This is a genomic window from Photobacterium pectinilyticum (genome assembly GCF_024357955.1).
Lineage (GTDB): Bacteria > Pseudomonadota > Gammaproteobacteria > Enterobacterales > Vibrionaceae > Photobacterium > Photobacterium pectinilyticum.
On record NZ_JANEYT010000051.1, the window covers coordinates 1 to 18845 of the forward strand.

General features: G+C 48.5%; 15 protein-coding genes and 1 other RNA gene. 10 read left to right on the plus strand and 6 right to left on the minus strand.

Translation table 11 applies throughout. From position 1 onward, the window contains the following. Positions 1 to 65: 65 nt before the first annotated feature. Positions 66 to 539 (minus strand): GspH/FimT family pseudopilin, encoded by a 474-nt coding sequence (locus tag NHN17_RS18110; RefSeq protein WP_255044048.1) that lies wholly within the window; start codon positions 537 to 539, stop codon positions 66 to 68. 88 nt (positions 540 to 627) lie between these two features. Here NHN17_RS18110 and NHN17_RS18120 point away from each other — a divergent pair, with 88 nt between their 5' ends. After that, on the plus strand, positions 628 to 1071 hold the full coding sequence (locus tag NHN17_RS18120; protein WP_274135695.1) for a type IV pilin protein: 444 nt from the start codon (positions 628 to 630) through the stop codon (positions 1069 to 1071). Positions 1072 to 1161: 90 nt separating this feature from the next. On the opposite strand, the gene dnaJ is transcribed toward NHN17_RS18120, so the two are convergent. The 3 genes from dnaJ to grpE form a co-directional block, all read right to left on the minus strand. After that, positions 1162 to 2307 carry a molecular chaperone DnaJ gene (dnaJ, locus tag NHN17_RS18125; protein ID WP_255044049.1) on the minus strand — a complete coding sequence of 382 codons (1146 nt, stop codon included), beginning with the start codon at positions 2305 to 2307 and terminating at the stop codon, positions 1162 to 1164. Between the two features lie 87 nt (positions 2308 to 2394). Further along, a complete protein-coding gene (gene dnaK / locus NHN17_RS18130; protein ID WP_255044050.1) occupies positions 2395 to 4320 on the minus strand; it encodes a molecular chaperone DnaK in 1926 nt (641 codons plus the stop codon). Between the two features lie 210 nt (positions 4321 to 4530). Beyond that, positions 4531 to 5148: a nucleotide exchange factor GrpE gene (gene grpE / locus NHN17_RS18135; RefSeq protein ID WP_255044051.1), complete on the minus strand. Its 618-nt coding sequence runs from the start codon at positions 5146 to 5148 to the stop codon at positions 4531 to 4533. 180 nt (positions 5149 to 5328) lie between these two features. Here grpE and nadK point away from each other — a divergent pair, with 180 nt between their 5' ends. The 3 genes from nadK to bamE all read left to right on the plus strand — a co-directional run bounded on the left by nadK (position 5329) and on the right by bamE (position 8567). Then, positions 5329 to 6219 carry an NAD(+) kinase gene (gene nadK / locus NHN17_RS18140; protein ID WP_255044068.1) on the plus strand — a complete coding sequence of 297 codons (891 nt, stop codon included), beginning with the start codon at positions 5329 to 5331 and terminating at the stop codon, positions 6217 to 6219. A gap of 184 nt (positions 6220 to 6403) precedes the next feature. Continuing rightward, the gene (gene recN, locus NHN17_RS18145; RefSeq protein ID WP_255044052.1) at positions 6404 to 8071 is read left to right on the plus strand and encodes a DNA repair protein RecN; all 1668 of its coding nucleotides are present in this window, start codon (positions 6404 to 6406) and stop codon (positions 8069 to 8071) included. A 139-nt stretch (positions 8072 to 8210) separates the two neighbouring features. Continuing rightward, positions 8211 to 8567, plus strand: coding sequence for an outer membrane protein assembly factor BamE (bamE, locus tag NHN17_RS18150; protein ID WP_107351830.1), 357 nt, complete (start codon positions 8211 to 8213; stop codon positions 8565 to 8567). Positions 8568 to 8663: 96 nt separating this feature from the next. On the opposite strand, the gene NHN17_RS18155 is transcribed toward bamE, so the two are convergent. Both NHN17_RS18155 and NHN17_RS18160 read right to left on the minus strand, forming a co-directional pair. Then, positions 8664 to 8990 (minus strand): RnfH family protein, encoded by a 327-nt coding sequence (locus NHN17_RS18155; protein ID WP_255044053.1) that lies wholly within the window; start codon positions 8988 to 8990, stop codon positions 8664 to 8666. After that, entirely contained in the window at positions 8980 to 9414 is a 435-nt protein-coding gene (locus NHN17_RS18160; protein ID WP_255044054.1) for an SRPBCC family protein, read from the minus strand. The genes NHN17_RS18155 and NHN17_RS18160 overlap by 11 nt, the downstream gene beginning before the upstream one ends. A 192-nt stretch (positions 9415 to 9606) precedes the next feature. Between NHN17_RS18160 and smpB the strand changes: the two genes are divergently transcribed. From smpB to drmB, 6 genes are all read left to right on the plus strand, one after another. Further along, positions 9607 to 10086, plus strand: a complete 480-nt coding sequence (gene smpB, locus NHN17_RS18165) for an SsrA-binding protein SmpB (RefSeq protein WP_107351827.1) — start codon at positions 9607 to 9609, stop codon at positions 10084 to 10086. 112 nt (positions 10087 to 10198) lie between these two features. Continuing rightward, positions 10199 to 10567, plus strand: a transfer-messenger RNA (tmRNA) gene (gene ssrA, locus NHN17_RS18170). Positions 10568 to 10732: 165 nt separating this feature from the next. Then, positions 10733 to 11995, plus strand: a complete 1263-nt coding sequence (locus tag NHN17_RS18175) for an integrase domain-containing protein (RefSeq protein ID WP_255044055.1) — start codon at positions 10733 to 10735, stop codon at positions 11993 to 11995. Positions 11996 to 12364: 369 nt separating this feature from the next. Beyond that, positions 12365 to 13615: a DNA cytosine methyltransferase gene (locus NHN17_RS18180; RefSeq protein ID WP_255044056.1), complete on the plus strand. Its 1251-nt coding sequence runs from the start codon at positions 12365 to 12367 to the stop codon at positions 13613 to 13615. Beyond that, entirely contained in the window at positions 13605 to 17036 is a 3432-nt protein-coding gene (gene drmA, locus NHN17_RS18185; protein ID WP_255044057.1) for a DISARM system helicase DrmA, read from the plus strand. Before NHN17_RS18180 ends, drmA begins: the two co-directional genes overlap by 11 nt. A gap of 5 nt (positions 17037 to 17041) precedes the next feature. Beyond that, positions 17042 to 18841, plus strand: coding sequence for an MrfA Zn-binding domain-containing protein (drmB, locus tag NHN17_RS18190; protein WP_255044058.1), 1800 nt, complete (start codon positions 17042 to 17044; stop codon positions 18839 to 18841). The last annotated feature ends 4 nt before the right edge of the window (positions 18842 to 18845 follow it).

Here is an 18845-nt window from a genome sequence, read left to right on the forward strand (position 1 = left end):
TATTGAGGCTATCCATAGCGATGTGACTGTCTGAAAGAGTAACCTCAATTAGATCATATTTTTACTTAGATTGGTATTATATTAACTTTCACAGAAACTCCAGATCCCATCTCGGGGCTAGTTAGCGTATAAGCCATCCCAGAGCCTGTGATCGCCCTTGCAGGGTCAAGACTAATACGAGCCTTGGATCCCTTAACTGATAAACGGGGGAACGACTCACCATGCAGACTCGATATCACCTGAGAGAACACGCATGATGCAGGTGTGGTAGCGCTGGCTGTGACAAGAACACACCAGCTATTTTTTGTCGGAACGGCCATGTCCAAGTTGTGGATATACAACTCTTGGTTTCGCCTAATGGCCTCAAGCCTTGCTTGTTTAAAAAGCAAAGCGAGGCGATTAGTCGCAGAGCCAAGCTGCTGAGAGTCCTGTATTTGGGTAAAAGAAGGGGCTGCTACCATAATCAATATCACAGCCACGGAGGTAACAATCAGCAACTCAATCATGCTAAAGCCACTAGCCGATCCCAGTTTTTTCACTCCACACCACCATCTAATACCAATTACGCTAGATATAGGTTATCACTCCATAAGATCATGATTGTTAAGTAAAACTAGAGATAGGGATATGACTCGTAAGTTAATGGACAGCATGCATAGGAATAAGCAGAAAGGTGTGACATTAATCGAATTACTGATTGTTGTCATGATTATCGGCGTTCTTGCAAGCGTTGCTTACCCAAGCTATGTCGATCATCAACGTTCAGGCCACCGCACATCAGCCCAAGCTAGCCTGATGATGTTGCACCTATGGATGGAAGATGAATTTACTCGTAACGGTAGCTACCCGGCCAGTGTCGACAACAACAGCTGCCCCGCCTGCAACCTGAACACCGACAATTACAACTTTTCCGCCACATATATAAACGGCGGTCTGCCACCTTACACATTAACGGCCACACCCAAGACAAATACAGTCCAAGATGATGATAGATGCGGCGCGATATCCGTCGCAGCCAGTGGACGGACAGAGGCAAAAAAAGGAGGCTCCGCCATCAATGGCTGCTGGTAACAGAAATATACCAACAAAGCGCTACCCGTAAATCTCAGGCACAAAAAAGCCAGCTTTACGCTGGCTTTTTTATCAAAGACGAAACTAGCCTTAACCGGTCAGATCATCGAAGAACTTCTTCACACCATTAAAGAAGCCTTCAGATTTAGGCTTGTGCTTACTTGCACTTTTACCACCTAGGCTTTCTTCAAGTTCTTGAAGTAACTCTTTCTGACGAGCACTTAGGCTCACTGGCGTTTCAACCACAAGTTTACAGATGAGATCGCCCACTGCACCACCGCGTACGGACTTCACGCCCTTACCGCGCATGCGGAACATACGGCCAGTCTGAGTTTCGGATGGTACTTTGAGGTTCACACGGCCATCAAGGGTCGGAACTTCTACCTCACCACCAATAGCAGCCATGGTAAAGCTAACTGGTACTTCACAGTAAAGATTATTGCCGTCACGCTCGAAGATATTGTGCTGAGCAACATGCACCTGTACGTACAAATCACCCGCTGGCGCGCCGAATTCACCCGCTTCACCTTCACCAGATAGACGAATACGGTCACCCGTATCAACACCGGCAGGAATTTTCACAGACAGGGTCTTGGTTTCTTCTTTGCGACCTTGACCATGACAAGTACCACATGGCTCTTTGATAATTTTACCGCGACCATGACAGTGCGGACAAGTTTGCTGAACTGCAAAGAAGCCTTGGCGCATCTGTACTTGGCCTTGGCCATGACAGGTACCACATGTGGTAGCAGATGTGCCTTTCTTGGCACCAGAACCATCACAGGTATCACAGTGAACCAAGGTAGGAACACGGATCTCTTTGCCACAACCACGAACCGCTTCTTCCAGTGTCAGCTCCATGTTGTAGCGCAAATCAGCACCACGCTGCGCACGCTGCTGGCCACCACCACGACGGCCACCGCCACCGAAGATATCGCCAAACACATCACCGAAAATATCACCGAAGTCAGCACCGCCGCCGAAGCCGCCGCCACCGCCCATACCACCTTGTTCAAAAGCGGCATGACCGTACTGGTCATAGGCTGCCTTCTTCTGAGGATCCGTTAGGATTTCGTATGCAGTCTTAACTTCTTTGAATTTCTCAGCCGCTTGATCGTCACCCTGATTACGGTCAGGGTGGAATTTCATCGCAAGGCGCTTGTAGGCCTTTTTGATATCACGCTCTGACGCATCACGACTTACGCCCAGAACTTCGTAAAAATCTCGTTTTGACATACTGATCTGTTACCTGCCTTAATACAGCTACGGGCGCAAGAGTAACCTCCAACGCCCGCGCTCAAATAAGATTATGAATTAACTATCTTATTTTTTGTCGTCTTTAACTTCTTCGAACTCAGCGTCAACAACGTTGTCGTCTTGCTGCTCTTGTTGTGGCTGTTCAGCACCACCTTCTTGAGCTTGCTGCGCTTGAGCTTGTTGTTGAGCGATTTCCATCAGCTTCTGAGAAGCTGCGATAAGCGCTTGAACTTTAGCGTCGATTGTCTCTTTGTCTTCGCCTTTACGTGCTTCTTCAAGCTCGTTTACAGCCGCTTCGATAGTCGCTTTGTCTTCTGCTGGAAGTGCATCGCCTGCTTCTTCGATTTGCTTACGCGTACCGTGAACTAGCTGGTCAGCTTGGTTACGTGCAGTTACCAACTCTTCGAACTTCTTGTCCGCTTCTTTGTTAGCTTCTGCCTCTTGTACCATTTTCTCGATATCGTCGTCGCTCAGACCGCCAGATGCTTGGATAGTGATCTTTTGCTCTTTACCTGTGCTCTTATCTTTTGCAGATACGTGCAAGATACCGTCAGCATCAAGGTCGAAAGTTACTTCGATTTGAGGCATGCCACGAGGAGCCGCTTGGATACCTTCTAGGTTGAACTGACCAAGAGACTTGTTGTAGCCCGCTTGCTTACGCTCACCCTGTAGAACATGGATAGTTACCGCGTTCTGGTTGTCTTCAGCAGTAGAGAACACCTGATTCGCCTTAGTAGGGATCGTGGTGTTTTTCTCGATTAGCTTAGTCATCACGCCGCCCATGGTCTCGATACCAAGAGACAGTGGAGTAACGTCTAGTAGAAGTACGTCTTTAACGTCACCAGCAAGAACACCACCCTGAACAGCAGCACCAACAGCAACAGCTTCGTCTGGGTTCACGTCTTTACGTGGCTCTTTGCCGAAAAATTCAGTGACTTTCGCCTGAACCATAGGCATACGCGTCTGACCACCCACTAGGATAACGTCAGTGATGTCGCCTACAGATAGGTCTGCATCAGCAAGAGCAACTTTAAGAGGCTCAAGAGAGCGCTGAACTAGGTCTTCAACTAGAGATTCTAGTTTCGCACGCGTCACTTTGATGTTCATGTGCTTAGGACCTGTCGCATCAGCAGTAACGTAAGGTAGGTTCACGTCAGTTTGCTGTGCAGAAGACAGTTCGATCTTCGCTTTTTCAGCCGCTTCTTTAACGCGCTGCATAGCAAGTGGATCGTTCTTAAGGTTGATGCCTTGCTCTTTGTTGAACTCTTCAACTAAGTAGTTGATCATGCGGTTATCGAAGTCTTCACCACCTAGGTGTGTGTCACCGTTGGTTGCTAGAACTTCAAATGTTTTCTCGCCTTCAACTTCATCGATTTCGATGATAGAGATATCGAATGTACCACCACCAAGGTCGTAAACAGCGATAGTGCGGTCACCGCCCTGCTTGTCTAGGCCGTAAGCCAGAGCAGCAGCCGTTGGTTCGTTGATGATACGCTTAACTTCTAGACCTGCGATACGGCCAGCATCTTTCGTTGCTTGACGCTGAGCATCGTTGAAGTAAGCAGGAACAGTAACAACTGCGCCAGTTACTTCTTCACCTAGGAAGTCTTCAGCTGTTTTCTTCATCTTCTTAAGAACTTCAGCAGATACCTGAGGAGCAGCCATTTTCTGGCCTTTCGCTTCTACCCATGCATCACCGTTGTCAGCCTTAACAATTTTGAAAGGCATGATTTCGATGTCGCGCTGAACTTCTTCGTCTTCGAAACGACGACCAATAAGACGCTTGATTGCGAATAGCGTGTTTTCAGGGTTTGTAACCGCCTGACGCTTAGCTGGCTGACCAACTAGAGTTTCACCATCTTGGGTGTATGCGATCACAGATGCGGTTGTGCGCTCACCTTCAGCATTTTCAATTACACGTGGCTTATCACCATCAAGTACTGCTACACAAGAGTTAGTTGTACCCAAGTCAATACCAATGATCTTACCCATCAGGCTTTCTCCGAAATTCGTTTAGCTTATTTGCCAGCCCGTTATCTAAACACCACTGGCAATGCGGTATCACCCGCAGAAAATGATTTACGATGTCGTATGACTACTAAATAGGGGCAGCCAAATTGTTTTCAAGGGCGACATCGAAAAAAAATCAAAAAAAAATTAAAAAGCCCGCCTTAGAGCGGGCCTGTTTAATAACAATCCCGCTTACGCTTGGGTATCGATATTACCTGATGCCGCTTTCGACACCATGACCATCGCAGGGCGAATCACTCGGCCGTTCAGCTCATAACCTTTCTGCATCACTAGCATCACGGTATTTGGCGCGTGATCAGCACTTTCTTGGATAGACATTGCCTGGTGGAATTCAGGGTTGAAGGCTTCACCCATTGGGTTTAGCTGCTTCAGGCCGAACTTCTCAACCGTACCCATCATGGTCTGAAGGGTTAGGTCTACACCTTCTACCATTGGCTTGATTGCCTCGTCGTTTTTGTCTGCCATCTCGATAGCACGTTCCATGTTATCGATAACTGGTAGCAGTTCTTCAGCAAACTTGTTCAGGGCAAACTTACGTGCCTTGTCGATTTCCTGCTCGCTGCGGCGACGCATGTTTTCAACATCGGCACGGGCACGCAATACGCTATCTTGCTGCTCACGTACTTTTGCATCACTGGTTAGCAATGCAGCTTCAAGTTCAGCGATGCGGGCTGCCTGCTGCTCCTCAAGGGTCATCTCAACCACTTCTTCCTCAGCAGATTCAGTTTCAACCGCTTCAACATCTTGCTGTAGCTGTTCGTCCTGTACTTTTTTCTCTTCGTTGCTCATGCTTTCGCTCTCCGCCAAGATCATGGTTTTCAATCGGGGGATAGATAATCAACTCTATCCAAAAAACTCGCTTATGCGCCTATTATGGGGATGAAGTTCAATGATTCAAGCCGATATCGATCACAATGCGCGACAACTGTCTAATCCTGACGCTATACTGGCCTTCTCTTTATTTGTCGGATCATGGACATGACACGCGTTTTCCAGACTATCGCGATAATTGGCAAACCCCGTAACCCAGAAGCCCTGCAGACCCATATGAGCCTCTACCGGTGGCTTATTGAGAAAGGTTATGACGTACTTGTTGACCACCGACTGGCCAACGATTTGTCACTGCCAAAATCAGTCTTTTGCGATTTGCTGACTATTGGCGACAAAGCCAATTTAGCCGTCGTCGTCGGTGGTGATGGCAATATGTTAGGCGCGGCACGGGTACTGTCCCGTTTTGATATCGCAGTGATTGGTGTTAATCGTGGCAGCCTAGGTTTTCTAACCGATCTCGACCCCGACGCCTTCGAAGACGAACTCGATCAAGTGCTCAATGGCGAATATGTAGTCGAAAAACGTTTTTTGCTGGAGGCGGAAGTCCACCGCCACGGCTTGATTAAAAGCCGCAATGCCGCCCTCAACGAAGCGGTACTGCACCCAGACAAAATCGCCCACATGATTGAATTCGAAGTCTACATAGACGATACCTTTGCCTTCTCGCAGCGCTCCGATGGGCTGATCATTTCGACACCGACTGGTTCAACCGCGTATTCCCTGTCCGGTGGCGGTCCTATCCTGTCCTCCGAGCTCAATGCAATTTCACTGGTACCCATGTTCCCGCATACCTTGTCATGCCGTCCACTGGTCGTCGATGGCAACAGCCGGATCAAATTAATGGTTTCACCCACCAACGGTAGTACCCTGGAAGTCAGCTGTGACGGTCAGGTCTCGTTGCCTGTCAGCCCTGGCGATGAAATCCATATTTACCAGAGCCCAGAGACCTTGAAGCTGATCCACCCGAAAAACTACAGCTACTACGAAGTCCTAAGAGGCAAGCTGGGCTGGTCGAGCCGATTATTCTAAGTCGAAACCAACATCAATTACCGCTCCTGAAGCCAACCTCTCGGTTGGCTTTTTTATTGCCAACTTTCAGCGCGTTAACTCAGATCAAACTTTCCATGAAATTTTTTATCGACAGTACTTTACTGTATGTAGATACAGTATATACTGTATGAAAAAACAGGTGTTGATTTAAACAGGTGAACACATGCTGGCTCATATGACGATCTCTAACTTTGCTATTGTCAAAAACCTTGAATTTGAACTTAAACCGGGAATGACCACCATTACCGGTGAAACAGGTGCAGGTAAATCTATTGCCATCGATGCACTTGGCTTGTGTTTGGGTGATCGCGCCGAAGCCTGCATGGTTCGCCCGAATGAAGACAAAGCAGAAATCTCCGCTGCCTTTTCACTGCTGAACAACCAAGCGGCCCGCCGCTGGCTGGAAGACAACGAACTGATTGATGGTGACGAGTGCATCTTACGCCGTGTCATTACCAAAGAAGGCCGCTCACGTGGCTTTATCAACGGCAGTCCGGTCCCCGCCTCGCAGCAAAAAGCCCTGGGCCAATTACTGATCAACATCCACGGCCAGCATGCCCATCAGCAACTGATGCGCCCTGATTACCAGCAGCAGATGCTGGATCAGTATGCTGGTCACCATCAATTGATGGAAAAAACCCGCAACCACTACCAACGCTGGCGCCAGGCCAACAACGAATATAAGCGTTTGGTTCAAAACCGCGAAGAGAACGAAGCGCAAAAACAGCTGATCCAATACCAGGTCAAAGAGCTCAACGAGCTGGCTCTGGCTGAAGAAGAATTTGCCGAGATTGAAGAAGAGCATAAGCGCTTGTCCAATAGCGGTGAACTGGCTATTTCCAGCCAAAACGCACTGGCTATGCTGTATGACAACGAAGATTGTAACGCGCTAAATATGCTGCAAACAGCCTGCCAGGAAGTCGCAGGTTTGGGCGAAATCGACAGCAATCTAAGCGCTATCCCGCAAATGCTCGAAGATGCGATTATCCAGGTGCAAGAGGCCAGCCAAGAGCTCCGCAGCTACCTCGACAACATGGATATGGATCCACAGCGCCTGATGTACCTTGAAGAGCGCTTGGCCAAAATCATGTCACTGGCTCGCAAACACTACGTGATGCCGGATGAGCTTTATACCAAGCACCAAGAGCTACTCAAAGAGCTAGAGCTGCTTGATTGCAGTGACGAACGCCTGGAAGAAATCGCCGAGAACGTCGAGAGCCTACGCCAGAAGTTTTTGGCCAGCGCAGAAAAACTCAGCAAGAGCCGCCAGCGCTATGCCAAGGAGCTCGACAAAAAGATCTCTGACAGCATGCATCAGCTCAGCATGGAAAACGGTGTGTTCAAGATTGATGTACAAAGTGATACAGAAGGTATGCTCAGCCCACTAGGCTTCGACACAATCACCTTCTTGGTGTCCACTAACCCAGGCCAACCACTACAACCCCTTGGCAAAGTCGCATCGGGTGGTGAGCTGTCGCGGATCTCCCTAGCGATTCAGGTGATCACCGCCCAGAAAGTCGAAACCCCAAGCCTGATTTTCGATGAAGTCGATGTGGGGATCAGTGGGCCGACAGCCGCCATTGTCGGCAAGATGCTGCGTACCTTGGGCGGATCAACCCAGGTAATGTGTGTCACCCACTTGCCGCAGGTCGCTGGCTGTGGCCACCAGCAGATGTTCGTGGCGAAAAAATCCAGCAAGGGACAAACCGAAACCAACATGTACCCACTGACTCAGGATGCCCGTGTGAATGAACTGGCTCGTCTGCTAGGCGGCAGTGAAATTACCGAGCGCACACTGGCAAATGCGAAAGAACTGCTGATTGCGGCATAAATAGAATAAACTTAATGGGCATTGCAACTAATTGGTTGTACTGCAGTCTCAATTACAGTTTTTTTCTTTACTGCTTTTTTACTTCTGCTCGGGGGTTGTTTATCATCGCTGCAGAATAAAGCGAACATGCCGGGATGCTATGAGTTGGAAAAACCTTGCTGCCGTTACTTTAGCGGTCAGTTTATTGGGTGGCTGTTCAGTCGTTGAGCGACTGGTTTATCGAATTGATATTAACCAGGGTAACTACCTGGAACAGAAAGATATCGACACCCTTCGATATGGAATGAACAAAGAGCAGGTACAGTTCGTACTTGGCTCGCCAATGCTGGTTGAACCCGAGTATCCAGATACGTGGTATTACGTTTACTACCACAAGCCTGGCCACGGAGAGCCGCAACAGAAAAACCTGATCCTGAAGTTCAGTGCTCAGAATCAGCTGACCAGCCTTGAAGGGGACTATGAAAAAAGTCCTCAATTCATGGAGCAATTCAACTAAAGTTGCTCGACAACAGATTGCTGGTTGCCAGAAAACAAAAAAGCTCGCCATCGGCGAGCTTTTTCTTTTGTATATATTGTCAGCAAATGGCAGAGATTAGGCGTTCTCGCCCTTAGCGGCCAACGCTTCTTGCTTGGCTTGCTCCGCGCGCTTGCGGCGGATCTCTTTCGGGTCAGCCAGCAATGGGCGGTAAATCTCGATGCGGTCACCATCATGTACCGTTGCATCCAGCTTCACGTTACGGCTGTAAATGCCTACCTTGTTCTTTTTAAGATCAATCTCAGGGTACAAGGTCAGCACACCGGACTGTTCGATGATTTGCTGGACCTGCATATCCGGCGTAACCGTCACCCGGATAACCTTCTGCACATCAGGCAGTGCATACACTACCTCTACGTGAATCAACTTATCTTCAGAAATCATAAATCTCTCGTGCACGCTGGGTAAAAGCTGACACCATATTATTGGTCAAATCACGGAATACCTTACCAAACGCCGCTTCCACAAGGCCATTGGTAAATTCGAAGTCCAGCTTAAGCTCAACCTTGCACGCCTCGGCATCAAGTTCGGTGAAATGCCAGCCACCCACCAAGCGGCTGAAGGGGCCGTCGACCAACTGCATCGCGATCAAACGACTGTCTGTCAGATCATTACGGGTCACAAATGTCTTCTTGATCCCAGCCTTGGACACATCAACAGCGGCCATCATATGCAGCTCTGAGCTTTCCAAGATTTTGCTCCCAGAGCAACCCGGCAGGAATGCAGGATAGGATTCAACATCGTTAACAAGTTCAAACATTTGTTTTGCACTAAATGGTACCAATGCAGAACGGCTGATCTGAGGCATAGCTTCTCCTTACGGTTAAAACGTGCCACCTGTCACGCGAAAACCTATGACAAGGACAAACCCAATGATACCATTACTGGGCTAACAGCCAAAATAAGCGTGTTTATTGTCATCATCTCATTGATTTATAAATAAACACTTTTCGACCAGCCAATGTAGTAAAGGCTGGGACAGCAACATTCAAGAGTATTTATGGCCAAGAAAAAACCAAAGCAAAGTAGCAATACAATTGCCAAGAACAAAAGCGCCCGCTTCGAGTTCGCGATCAGCGACGAGTACGAAGCCGGAATATCACTGCAGGGTTGGGAAGTAAAAGCCATCCGTGATGGCAAAGTCAACATGACTGAGAGTTATGTGTTCTTGCGCAACGGTGAAGCCTTCATTTCAGGCATGACCATCACCCCGCTCAATGCGGCTTCCACCCATGTGGTGGCCGACCCAACACGTACCCGCAAACTGCTGTTGAATCGTCGTGAAATCGATAAACTGTCAGGCGCAGTAAACCGTGACGGTGAAACAATTGTTGCCCTTTCTATGTACTGGAAGGCATCCTTTGTTAAACTAAAGATAGGTACCGCGCGTGGTAAGAAGCTTCATGACAAACGTGCAGATACCAAAGCACGTGATTGGCAGCGCGATAAGGCGCGCATCATGAAAAGCAGTAACCGTTAAAAGTAAATGGTCATAAGATGTTGAGGATTGGTGGTTTATCAACCATCTAGTTAGAGTTCGGTAGTCTTTCTGTTGACCCTAACGAATTTTCTGATACCATCGATCGAACTCTGGGGCTGATTTAGGATTCGACAGGATCACGAAGGCTTGTGGAGCATGCCGAGGTGCGGTTGGCCTCGTAAAAAAGCCGCAAAAAATAGTCGCAAACGACGAAAACTTCGCACTAGCAGCTTAATACCCTGCTGAGAGCGCTCCTGCCCTAGCTTTCGCTTGTAAGACGGGGACTAACAGGGGTTCAAACCCAAACAAGATAGCGAGGGAATCTTTGACTAGAGAGATGAACCGCGAAATAGAATTCTGGTATGTATTTGCATAGCGTGTCAGTTCGCAGTGTAGGTACGAGAATAAAGACTGACTAAGCATGTAGCGCCATCTGTTAGACTGATTTTGGACGCGGGTTCAACTCCCGCCAGCTCCACCAATTCTACATTTAAAGACGTCTTAGGGCGTCTTTTTTTGTGCCTTCAACAACGTGAAATCAATAACTTAGCTTCTTTTAACATCTAATAACGTCCTACAGCTTCTTTGATTTTTGGGTACATCGAAAGGTACACTGCTCTGGTGTACCTATTTTGATGGACCAATCATGGCTAAAGTTACGACGAGATTAAGTGATAAAGAGATCAAATCAGCTAAACCCAAAATGAAAGAATACATTCTTTCTGATGGAGATGGATTACGCCTACGAGTGAAACCAAATGGTTCAAAGCTTTGGCTACTAAACTATACACACCCAATCAAAAGAAAGCGTACTAACCTAAGTCTAGGTAAATACCCAGATCTCTCGCTTGCTAACGCTCGCAAAGCCTTGCAGGAAGCAAAGGAACTACTCGCTCAAGGGATCGATCCTCAAGAACACAGGAAGCGACAACAGCAAGAGCACAAAGCCATCCACCAGCACACATTTCTCAATGTGGCTAAAGAGTGGTTTGAGATCAAAAAGGACGATGTCACCCCTGATTACGCCGTTGATATATGGCGCTCTCTTGAGCTTCATATCTTTCCCTACATATCCGACATTCCGGTCAAAGAAATCACTGCACCACAGGTTATAGAGCTATTAAAGCCTATCGAGGCCAAAGGCAGCCTAGAAACCGTAAAACGCCTAGCACAACGTCTCAATGAGGTAATGAACTTCGCAACTAACTGTGGCTTGGTGCAGGCTAACCCATTAACAGGCATCAAAGCCGCTTTCAAGAAACCCAAAAAAGAGAATATGGCAGCACTCACACCAGCCGAGCTGCCAGAGCTTATGGGGGCCATAGCTAACGCCAGCATTAAGCGCACGACTCGATGCTTAATCGAATGGCAACTTCATACCATGACAAGACCTAGTGAAGCATCTGGTGCAAAATGGGAAGAAATTGATTGGGCTGAGAAGGTATGGACAATCCCTGCAGAACGAATGAAGAAAAGAAGAGAACATCGTATCCCACTAACAGAACAGGTGCTTGAATTACTTGAGGTAATCAAGCCGATTAGTGGTCACCGTGAATTTATCTTCCCATCAGACCGAGATCCTAAAAAGCCATGCAACAGCCAAACGGCAAATATGGCGCTTAAACGTATGGGATTTGCAAGACGCTTGGTCAGCCACGGCCTACGCTCGCTGGCTAGTACCACACTGAATGAACAAGGCTTTGATCGAGATTTAATTGAGGCTGCATTGGCGCACGTGGACGACAATCAGGTCCGCAGTGCATACAACCGCACCGACTACTTAGAGCGCCGTCTCCCAATGATGAGCTGGTGGAGCGGGCATATAGAAGAGGCAGCCAAAGGAAGCCTCTCTGTGACGGGAACTAAACAACTTAAAGTGATTGGCTCAAAATTGTTACTCGAGCCATGAACTCTGCTCTCTTTTGTTTAGAGAGTTACATGCAGACTTTACTAGGATTATATGCAATTAACAGTTTAGCTCGAAGCGGAATTAGAGCAAGTATCTTGCAATCTAATGATAATGTATCATTCCGTGGTTAAAGTTCCGCTTCTTTCTATGAACCAAGTTGGATTATACCACTAAGCTCAAATGTCACTTCTACAGAACAATAAGAATGCACGTTGTCAATATTTTTGATGTTTAAAAAACACTTGAGAGCATTGGTCTAGATTAAAGAAGATGTGCGACACTACAGTGAAAACAATTGATTGTAAAATAAATACACTCTCGAGTATCTATGCGCTAGCTACTCGAATACTAACTAAGCGAGAATAACCTGTGAGTACTAAACCGAAAAAGACCATGATTTCGCTCTTCAGCGGCGCCGGAGGTTTGGATCTCGGGTTAAACGTCGCTGGATTCATCAATAAGCTATGCGTCGAAATTGATGAAACTGCACAAAAAACACTCACCACTAACCACCCCAAATGGAAGCTGGCTTGTCCGGGGGATATTCATGAACTAACGCCGAGCGACTTATTAAAGCAAGCTGGTCTGAAGCCAAGAGAACTTACCTTGCTTGCAGGCGGCCCGCCATGTCAGCCCTTCTCAAAATCGGGATTTTGGGTTACCGGTGATACGGATCGCTTGACAGATCCAAGAGCAAAAACCCTTAAAGCCTATTTAGATATTGTTCGAGAAGCACAGCCAGAAGTGATTTTACTTGAAAATGTCAAAGGAATAGCTTTTTCCGATAAAGATGAAGGCTTACAACTGTTGGTTAATGAAATTAATAAAATCAATAAATTAAAGAAAACCAACTACAAGCCCCACGTAATATCCTTAAATGCAGCTGACTATGGGGTACCTCAGTCTAGAGAACGTGTTTTCATTGTCGCCAGCAGAGATGGTGTGCAGTTCAATCTTCCAGAACCTACGCATTTTAGTCCTGATGCAGCTAAGGGCAATGGCAAGCCACATTTAACAGCATGGGATGCCATTGGCGATTTAGATGTCGACATATGGCCGGATAATGTTAAGCCTTCAGGTAAATGGGCGGATCTCCTCCCGACAATTCCGGAAGGTCAAAACTATCTCTGGCATACAGACAAATTAGGAGGGTTACCGTTATTTGGTTGGCGAACGCGTTATTGGTCCTTTCTCCTTAAACTAGCCAAAAACAAACCTAGCTGGACTATTCAGGCACAGCCTGGTCCTGCAACTGGCCCGTTTCATTGGAAAGGAAGATTATTATCGATTCGTGAGTTGGCACGGCTCCAAACTTTTCCAGATGACTATCAATTTCTCGGGGAAAGACGTGCTGCACAGATGCAGATAGGTAATGCAGTTCCTCCAGCTATTGGAGAGTTTTTTGGATTAGAAATACGTCGTCAGTTTTTTGGTGAGCGTGTTCGCAGAAAACTAAGACTTATTCCTGTAAAAAGAACAGATTGCCCTTCTCCAGAAGCGCCCAAGCCGGTTCCAAGTAAGTATTTTCCTTTGAGTGGTGCTCATAGTGCCCACCCAGGGACAGGGAAAGGACCAAGAGCACAAAAACGTGAACAAAAGGAACAAGTTAATGCCAGATAGCAGTAAACGAGAGTCGCGATCACGAATACTAGGAGCATTGGAACGTGAGTTAATGGGACCTACGTCTTCAGATGAGGCAATAACAGAATTTCCGACCACTCGCTATGTTGTAGGGCGGCTGGCGCCCTTGGATTCGGAAATTCCCGAGTTAGAAAACGACCAATTTGCAGCTGGAAGCGATGATGATGAGGGTGGCGAATATGAACCTCAGCCGCCGCTCATTGTGGGCTTTAGTCCCTCTTCTATGGGGCTCTCATTTATTGTCTCTAAGGATACCAAAACAATTAACGCGAATGCGGCGTGGGGCGATTATCGACGGGAAAAGAATGAATTTGAAGGTAAAACCCACTGGCAGCGGTATCAGCGTTCGGTTTTAGTTGAGGGCATATCAGTTGATACCTTCGGCAAACTCAGTCCGATTCCTTTATCCAAATCAAATGCTCCAGCATCCGTAACCATCACGCCAGATGGTTTTATAAGGCCTGGGGAAGACGGCGATGGTGACACCCAAATCTTCATCGAAGGCGTTGTTCATCAAATCGACGGAGTCAAAGCAGTTAGCTTGTTTCTCGTAAACAGACGGCCTAAAGGTGAAGCTTTTGACAAGACAAAAGATCAGCAATGGTTGATGCAACCTAAGCTGGAAGTCTTTGCGGCAGATAAGAGCCCTATATTCATTGCCAAAGACTCCGATCAAGATATTTCAGGAGATCCTGAAATCACCACAGCCAACATCCTTTACCGGGATGCCAAAGAGTTTGCAACAGGCCATGGGGTTGCTGCTGGATGGGATGGGGTTAATGCAACAGGTGATCGTGCCAGCATCTTGTTTACTGATTTTATTCCCAACTTCGAAGTGCCGAGCTTGATTGCCCAAAGTGGCGATATTCCTGGCCTGAATCTGGATATGTTTGAGCTGAGCCAACTCACGACTCCCGACGATTTATTCAGCGCTATCGAACCCTTAGTCTTGACCTATGAGCAATGGGTCTCTGACAGGAAAAAAGAGGCAAAAGGAGCACCGTTCAGCTCCACGCCAGAAAACCAAGATACGGCCAAGGTGCTTATAGAGTCCTGCGATGAAGCTGCGCGAAGAATGCGTGAAGGCCTGGAACTCATCAGGGATGAACAAAAGGCCTTCGAAGCTTTTTTGTTCGCCAACTATGTAATGTGGGATCAGCGTATTCACTCCATCTGGGCAGGCCGGAACCAAGACGAAGGGGAAATTGTCGGCACCCCCGTCGATTTTAATGATCCCAATAACCGCACCTGGCGCCCATTCCAGATGGGTTTTATTTTGCTCAACATTGCCAGCATGGTGAATAAACCTAAGGAAGGAGAGAAAGTTGCCGCAGATCGAAAGCTCGTTGACCTGCTCTGGTTTCCAACCGGTGGTGGTAAGACGGAGGCCTACCTAGGCCTGGCTGCGTTCACACTTGCATATCGCCGCTTGCGCGGCGACGTTAACGGTCTCGATTCCAGCGCTGGTGTGGCCATTATCATGCGTTACACCCTGCGATTGTTGACAGTACAGCAGTTCCAGCGCGCAACTGCTCTGATATGTGCGTGTGAATTGGCGCGCAAGAACAATCCCGAAAAATGGGGGCGCGAGCCATTCAAAATCGGCCTATGGGTAGGTAAAGCCACCACGCCAAACGACGCTAAAGAGTCTGGCAAAGCGTTGGAAAAGTTGGATGAAGGCAAGAAACCACGGGATGGGAGCCCGGTGCAGCTTGTGTCCTGTCCACGCTGCGGCACTTCATTAGTAACCCCTCAAGGTAAGCCAGAAAATCAAACCTACGATTTCGATAACGCCAGGCTGAGAACGCTGATTCGCTGCTCTAATCCGAAATGTGAATTTTGCGCTCGTAAATCTGATGATAAGGGACTACCAGTAGTCGTCGTCGATGATGAAATTTACCGCGAGTGTCCATCATTGGTTATCGCCACAGTGGATAAATTTGCTCGGATGCCATTCAAAGGTGAGACGCAGGCACTATTTGGTTTACGTGATAGATACAGCCCAACTTATGGTCATCTCACTCCGGGCCACGGCGAAAAACCCAACCAACGAGTCGTAAAAGACGGCCAACCGGCGCGCAGATTAGTGCCACCCGAATTGATTATCCAGGACGAATTGCACCTAATCTCCGGCCCGTTAGGCACCATGGTTGGTCTGTATGAAACAGCAGTTGATTTTCTCACTCGGGTTGAAGTTAAAACTGGGGTTTCTATTCCGGCAAAAATCATTGCATCAACGGCAACCATACGCAGAGCTCGCGAACAAATCCGGCAGCTTTACAACCGCGATCTAGCTATCTTCCCACCCAGCGGCCTATCATCCAAAGATTCCTTCTTTGCTAAAGAGCAGGAAATCAAAGAGGACGACGACAAAACTGCTGGTCGACTGTATGTCGGCTTGAATGCGCCTGGTTCCAGCACCAAGACCTTACTGGTTCGGGTATACGCAGCTCTGCTGGCGGCTGGGGAGGCCGAAATCACTCGCGATCACGAAGCTGCAGATCCTTATGCGACGGTTGTCGGCTACTTTAACAGCCTGCGTGCACTGGGTGGGGCTCGCCGTCTAGTTGAAGATGATATCAGAAAGCGTCTGCGATATTTGTCCCAACAGCGCGGGTTCCCTCAGCGTTATATCAATGACCCGGATGAGTTAACAAGCCGCCTCGACTCCTGGCGAATCCCTGGCCTGTTAAAACGGCTGGATAATAAATTCCCGCGAGAACAAGGTAAGCAGTACCCTGTTGATGTGTTGCTAGCAACCAACATGATTTCTGTGGGGGTGGATATTGACCGTCTGGGTTTGATGGTTGTGACGGGACAACCCAAAAGCACTGCTGAATACATACAGGCTACCAGTCGCGTAGGTCGAAAACATCCGGGCCTAGTTATCACCATGTACAACTGGCTGGGAGCGCGAGATCTTTCTCATTACGAACATTTTAGAGGCTACCATGCCGCCCTTTATCGCTATGTTGAGGCCATCAGTGTCACGCCATTCTCATCACGAGCTTTAGACAGAGGATTGCGTGGGGCCTTTGCGGCCATGCAGCGTCTTGGGGGACAGAATATGGCTCGTGAGGTTCAAGCCCAAAATTTTGACCCGGCAATTCCTAGTACGGATTTAATGATCACCGACGTTGTTCTGCGTGCAGCCGACTTAGTCGGCAAGAAAAACGCGAAGCTAGTTAACGAACGCTTGATGTCGAGCCGCGACGATTGGGCTCATTACGCTGATGATCTATTGCGCTATTCCTGGCTGAAAAGTGGAGAGCGCCCACCCAACAACGCCCGTGTGTTATTGAAAACATCGGGTACCGACAACGAAGGCCAGTGGTCAACACCAGGCTCATTGCGAGAAGTGGAACCGACAGCGGCATTTTATCTAAGTGACGAGGAGTAACACGGATGTCGAGTAAAAGAGCAATTGGCGACGTTCGCCCCAGTCAGGTGATTACAACATTTGGTCCCGGCGCTATCGTGGACCTGCAAACCCTGTCGGTTATTGTCGCGGGCATTGATGGCTGGCAATTTGATGAAGATCAGGTCATTCATGAGCCACGATTGCAGCGAGCCCTGAAGGTAAAGCGTTTCTTTTCGGCTGAGCCAGCCAGCGGTAACTATTTCACCAAGCGTGGCACCGTTCCAACTTTCCTGTTTCCTCGCTATCAAGTATGCACTCACCCAGAGTGTTCAACCCTCTCTGAGCCTGAGGAAGGCTTGGTCGAATACAATGAAAAAATGCAGGAAATGGAGTGCAAGGCACCTAACTGCAAGGGCCGAGGCAAGTACCGGGCGCCGACGATTCCAGCCCCCTTCGTAGTCGCTTGCCCCAGTGGGCATATCGATGATTTCCCCTGGCGAGCCTACGTTCACCGAGATACCGATACCAAATGCAAAAGACGGATGCGTCTTGTTTATTCCGGCAACACCGGCTCGGTGTCTGATATTTGGATTAACTGCACTTGCGGTGCTAAGCGAAGTGTCAGTGATGCCTTTGGCGAAAACCGCAGCCTTGCATTAGGTGAATGTAGCCGCAAGCGCCCGTGGCTTGGCACCAAGAATAGAGACCCACACGAGTGCAAACACGCTGGGCAAGTGCGGGCCATTCAGCGCGGTGCCACAAACGGTTGGTTTCCGCTTGTGCGCAGCGCCTTGTCCATCAAAGAAGCGGCCAGCCCGATTGGGCAGGCATTGAAAAAATGCCCACAGCATCAAGTCGAAAAAATCGACTCGCAAGAAAAACTGCAAGCGCTACTAGATATGGAAATGTTCCCGGCTTTGGCTGAATTTAAGGCTGCAGATATCTGGCAGAGCTTGCTGAAAGAGCGAGGCGAGATTGAAACCGATGAAATCGACTTACGTTTGCCAGAGTGGAACGCTTTCCGTGACATTGAAGGTAGTAACCAAGGGGATAAATCGGATTTCTTCCTCGAAGCCGGCAACGTCCCTAGTTTTCTAACTGACAAAATTGAACGTATCGTGCTGGCCAGAAAGCTTCTTGAGGTGCGTGCGCTCACCAGCTTTACGCGCATTGACTACGCCTCTGGTGTGGATGATGACGGCATGGGGGCCTCTCGCGCGTTGATATACAAGGAGCGTCAGGATTGGCTACCGGCCGTCGAGGTGCGCGGCGAAGGCATTTTTGTCGAATTAAACGAAGAGGCCTTGGCAAATTGGGAGGCTGAGCCTGCGGTACAAAAACGGGCCGCAGCGATTGAGCAAAAGTACAGGGAATGGGCTGCCGAGCGTGGCGTGGATGCCGAAGATTTCCCTGGAGCGCGTTACGTGCTGCTGCATAGCCTGGCTCATGTGTTGATGCGTCAGCTTGCTTTGGATTGTGGTTATTCGGAATCCTCTGTTCGAGAGCGTATCTACAGCAGCACCGACCCTGAGCGTAAAATGGCGGGGATTTTACTGTACACCGCCAGCGCCGATTCCGAAGGCAGTCTGGGTGGTCTGGTGGATTTGGGCACTAAGGAGCGATTTCCGAATTTGATACACAGCGCCTTGGAAAACGCCAAGCGCTGCTCGTCTGACCCGCTCTGTGCCGATCATCAGCCGGATGTGCATGCCACCATCAATGGTGCCGCCTGTCATGCCTGTGTGCTCGCACCGGAAACTTCTTGCGAGGCATTCAACCGATTCTTGGATCGCAATTTCCTTGTGCCCACCATGGCATACAGCGATATGGCCTATTTCAAATAAGGAG

Bases quoted from the DNA above. Each gene is read 5' to 3' on its own strand.
- NHN17_RS18120 (WP_274135695.1), top strand. From the start codon at position 628: ATGACTCGTAAGTTAATGGACAGCATGCATAGGAATAAGCAGAAAGGT.
- dnaJ (WP_255044049.1), bottom strand. From the start codon at position 2,307: ATGTCAAAACGAGATTTTTACGAAGTTCTGGGCGTAAGTCGTGATGCG.
- dnaK (WP_255044050.1), bottom strand. From the start codon at position 4,320: ATGGGTAAGATCATTGGTATTGACTTGGGTACAACTAACTCTTGTGTA.
- grpE (WP_255044051.1), bottom strand. From the start codon at position 5,148: ATGAGCAACGAAGAGAAAAAAGTACAGGACGAACAGCTACAGCAAGAT.
- recN (WP_255044052.1), top strand. From the start codon at position 6,404: ATGCTGGCTCATATGACGATCTCTAACTTTGCTATTGTCAAAAACCTT.
- bamE (WP_107351830.1), top strand. From the start codon at position 8,211: ATGAGTTGGAAAAACCTTGCTGCCGTTACTTTAGCGGTCAGTTTATTG.
- NHN17_RS18155 (WP_255044053.1), bottom strand. From the start codon at position 8,990: ATGATTTCTGAAGATAAGTTGATTCACGTAGAGGTAGTGTATGCACTG.
- NHN17_RS18160 (WP_255044054.1), bottom strand. From the start codon at position 9,414: ATGCCTCAGATCAGCCGTTCTGCATTGGTACCATTTAGTGCAAAACAA.
- smpB (WP_107351827.1), top strand. From the start codon at position 9,607: ATGGCCAAGAAAAAACCAAAGCAAAGTAGCAATACAATTGCCAAGAAC.
- NHN17_RS18175 (WP_255044055.1), top strand. From the start codon at position 10,733: ATGGCTAAAGTTACGACGAGATTAAGTGATAAAGAGATCAAATCAGCT.
- drmA (WP_255044057.1), top strand. From the start codon at position 13,605: ATGCCAGATAGCAGTAAACGAGAGTCGCGATCACGAATACTAGGAGCA.
- drmB (WP_255044058.1), top strand. From the start codon at position 17,042: ATGTCGAGTAAAAGAGCAATTGGCGACGTTCGCCCCAGTCAGGTGATT.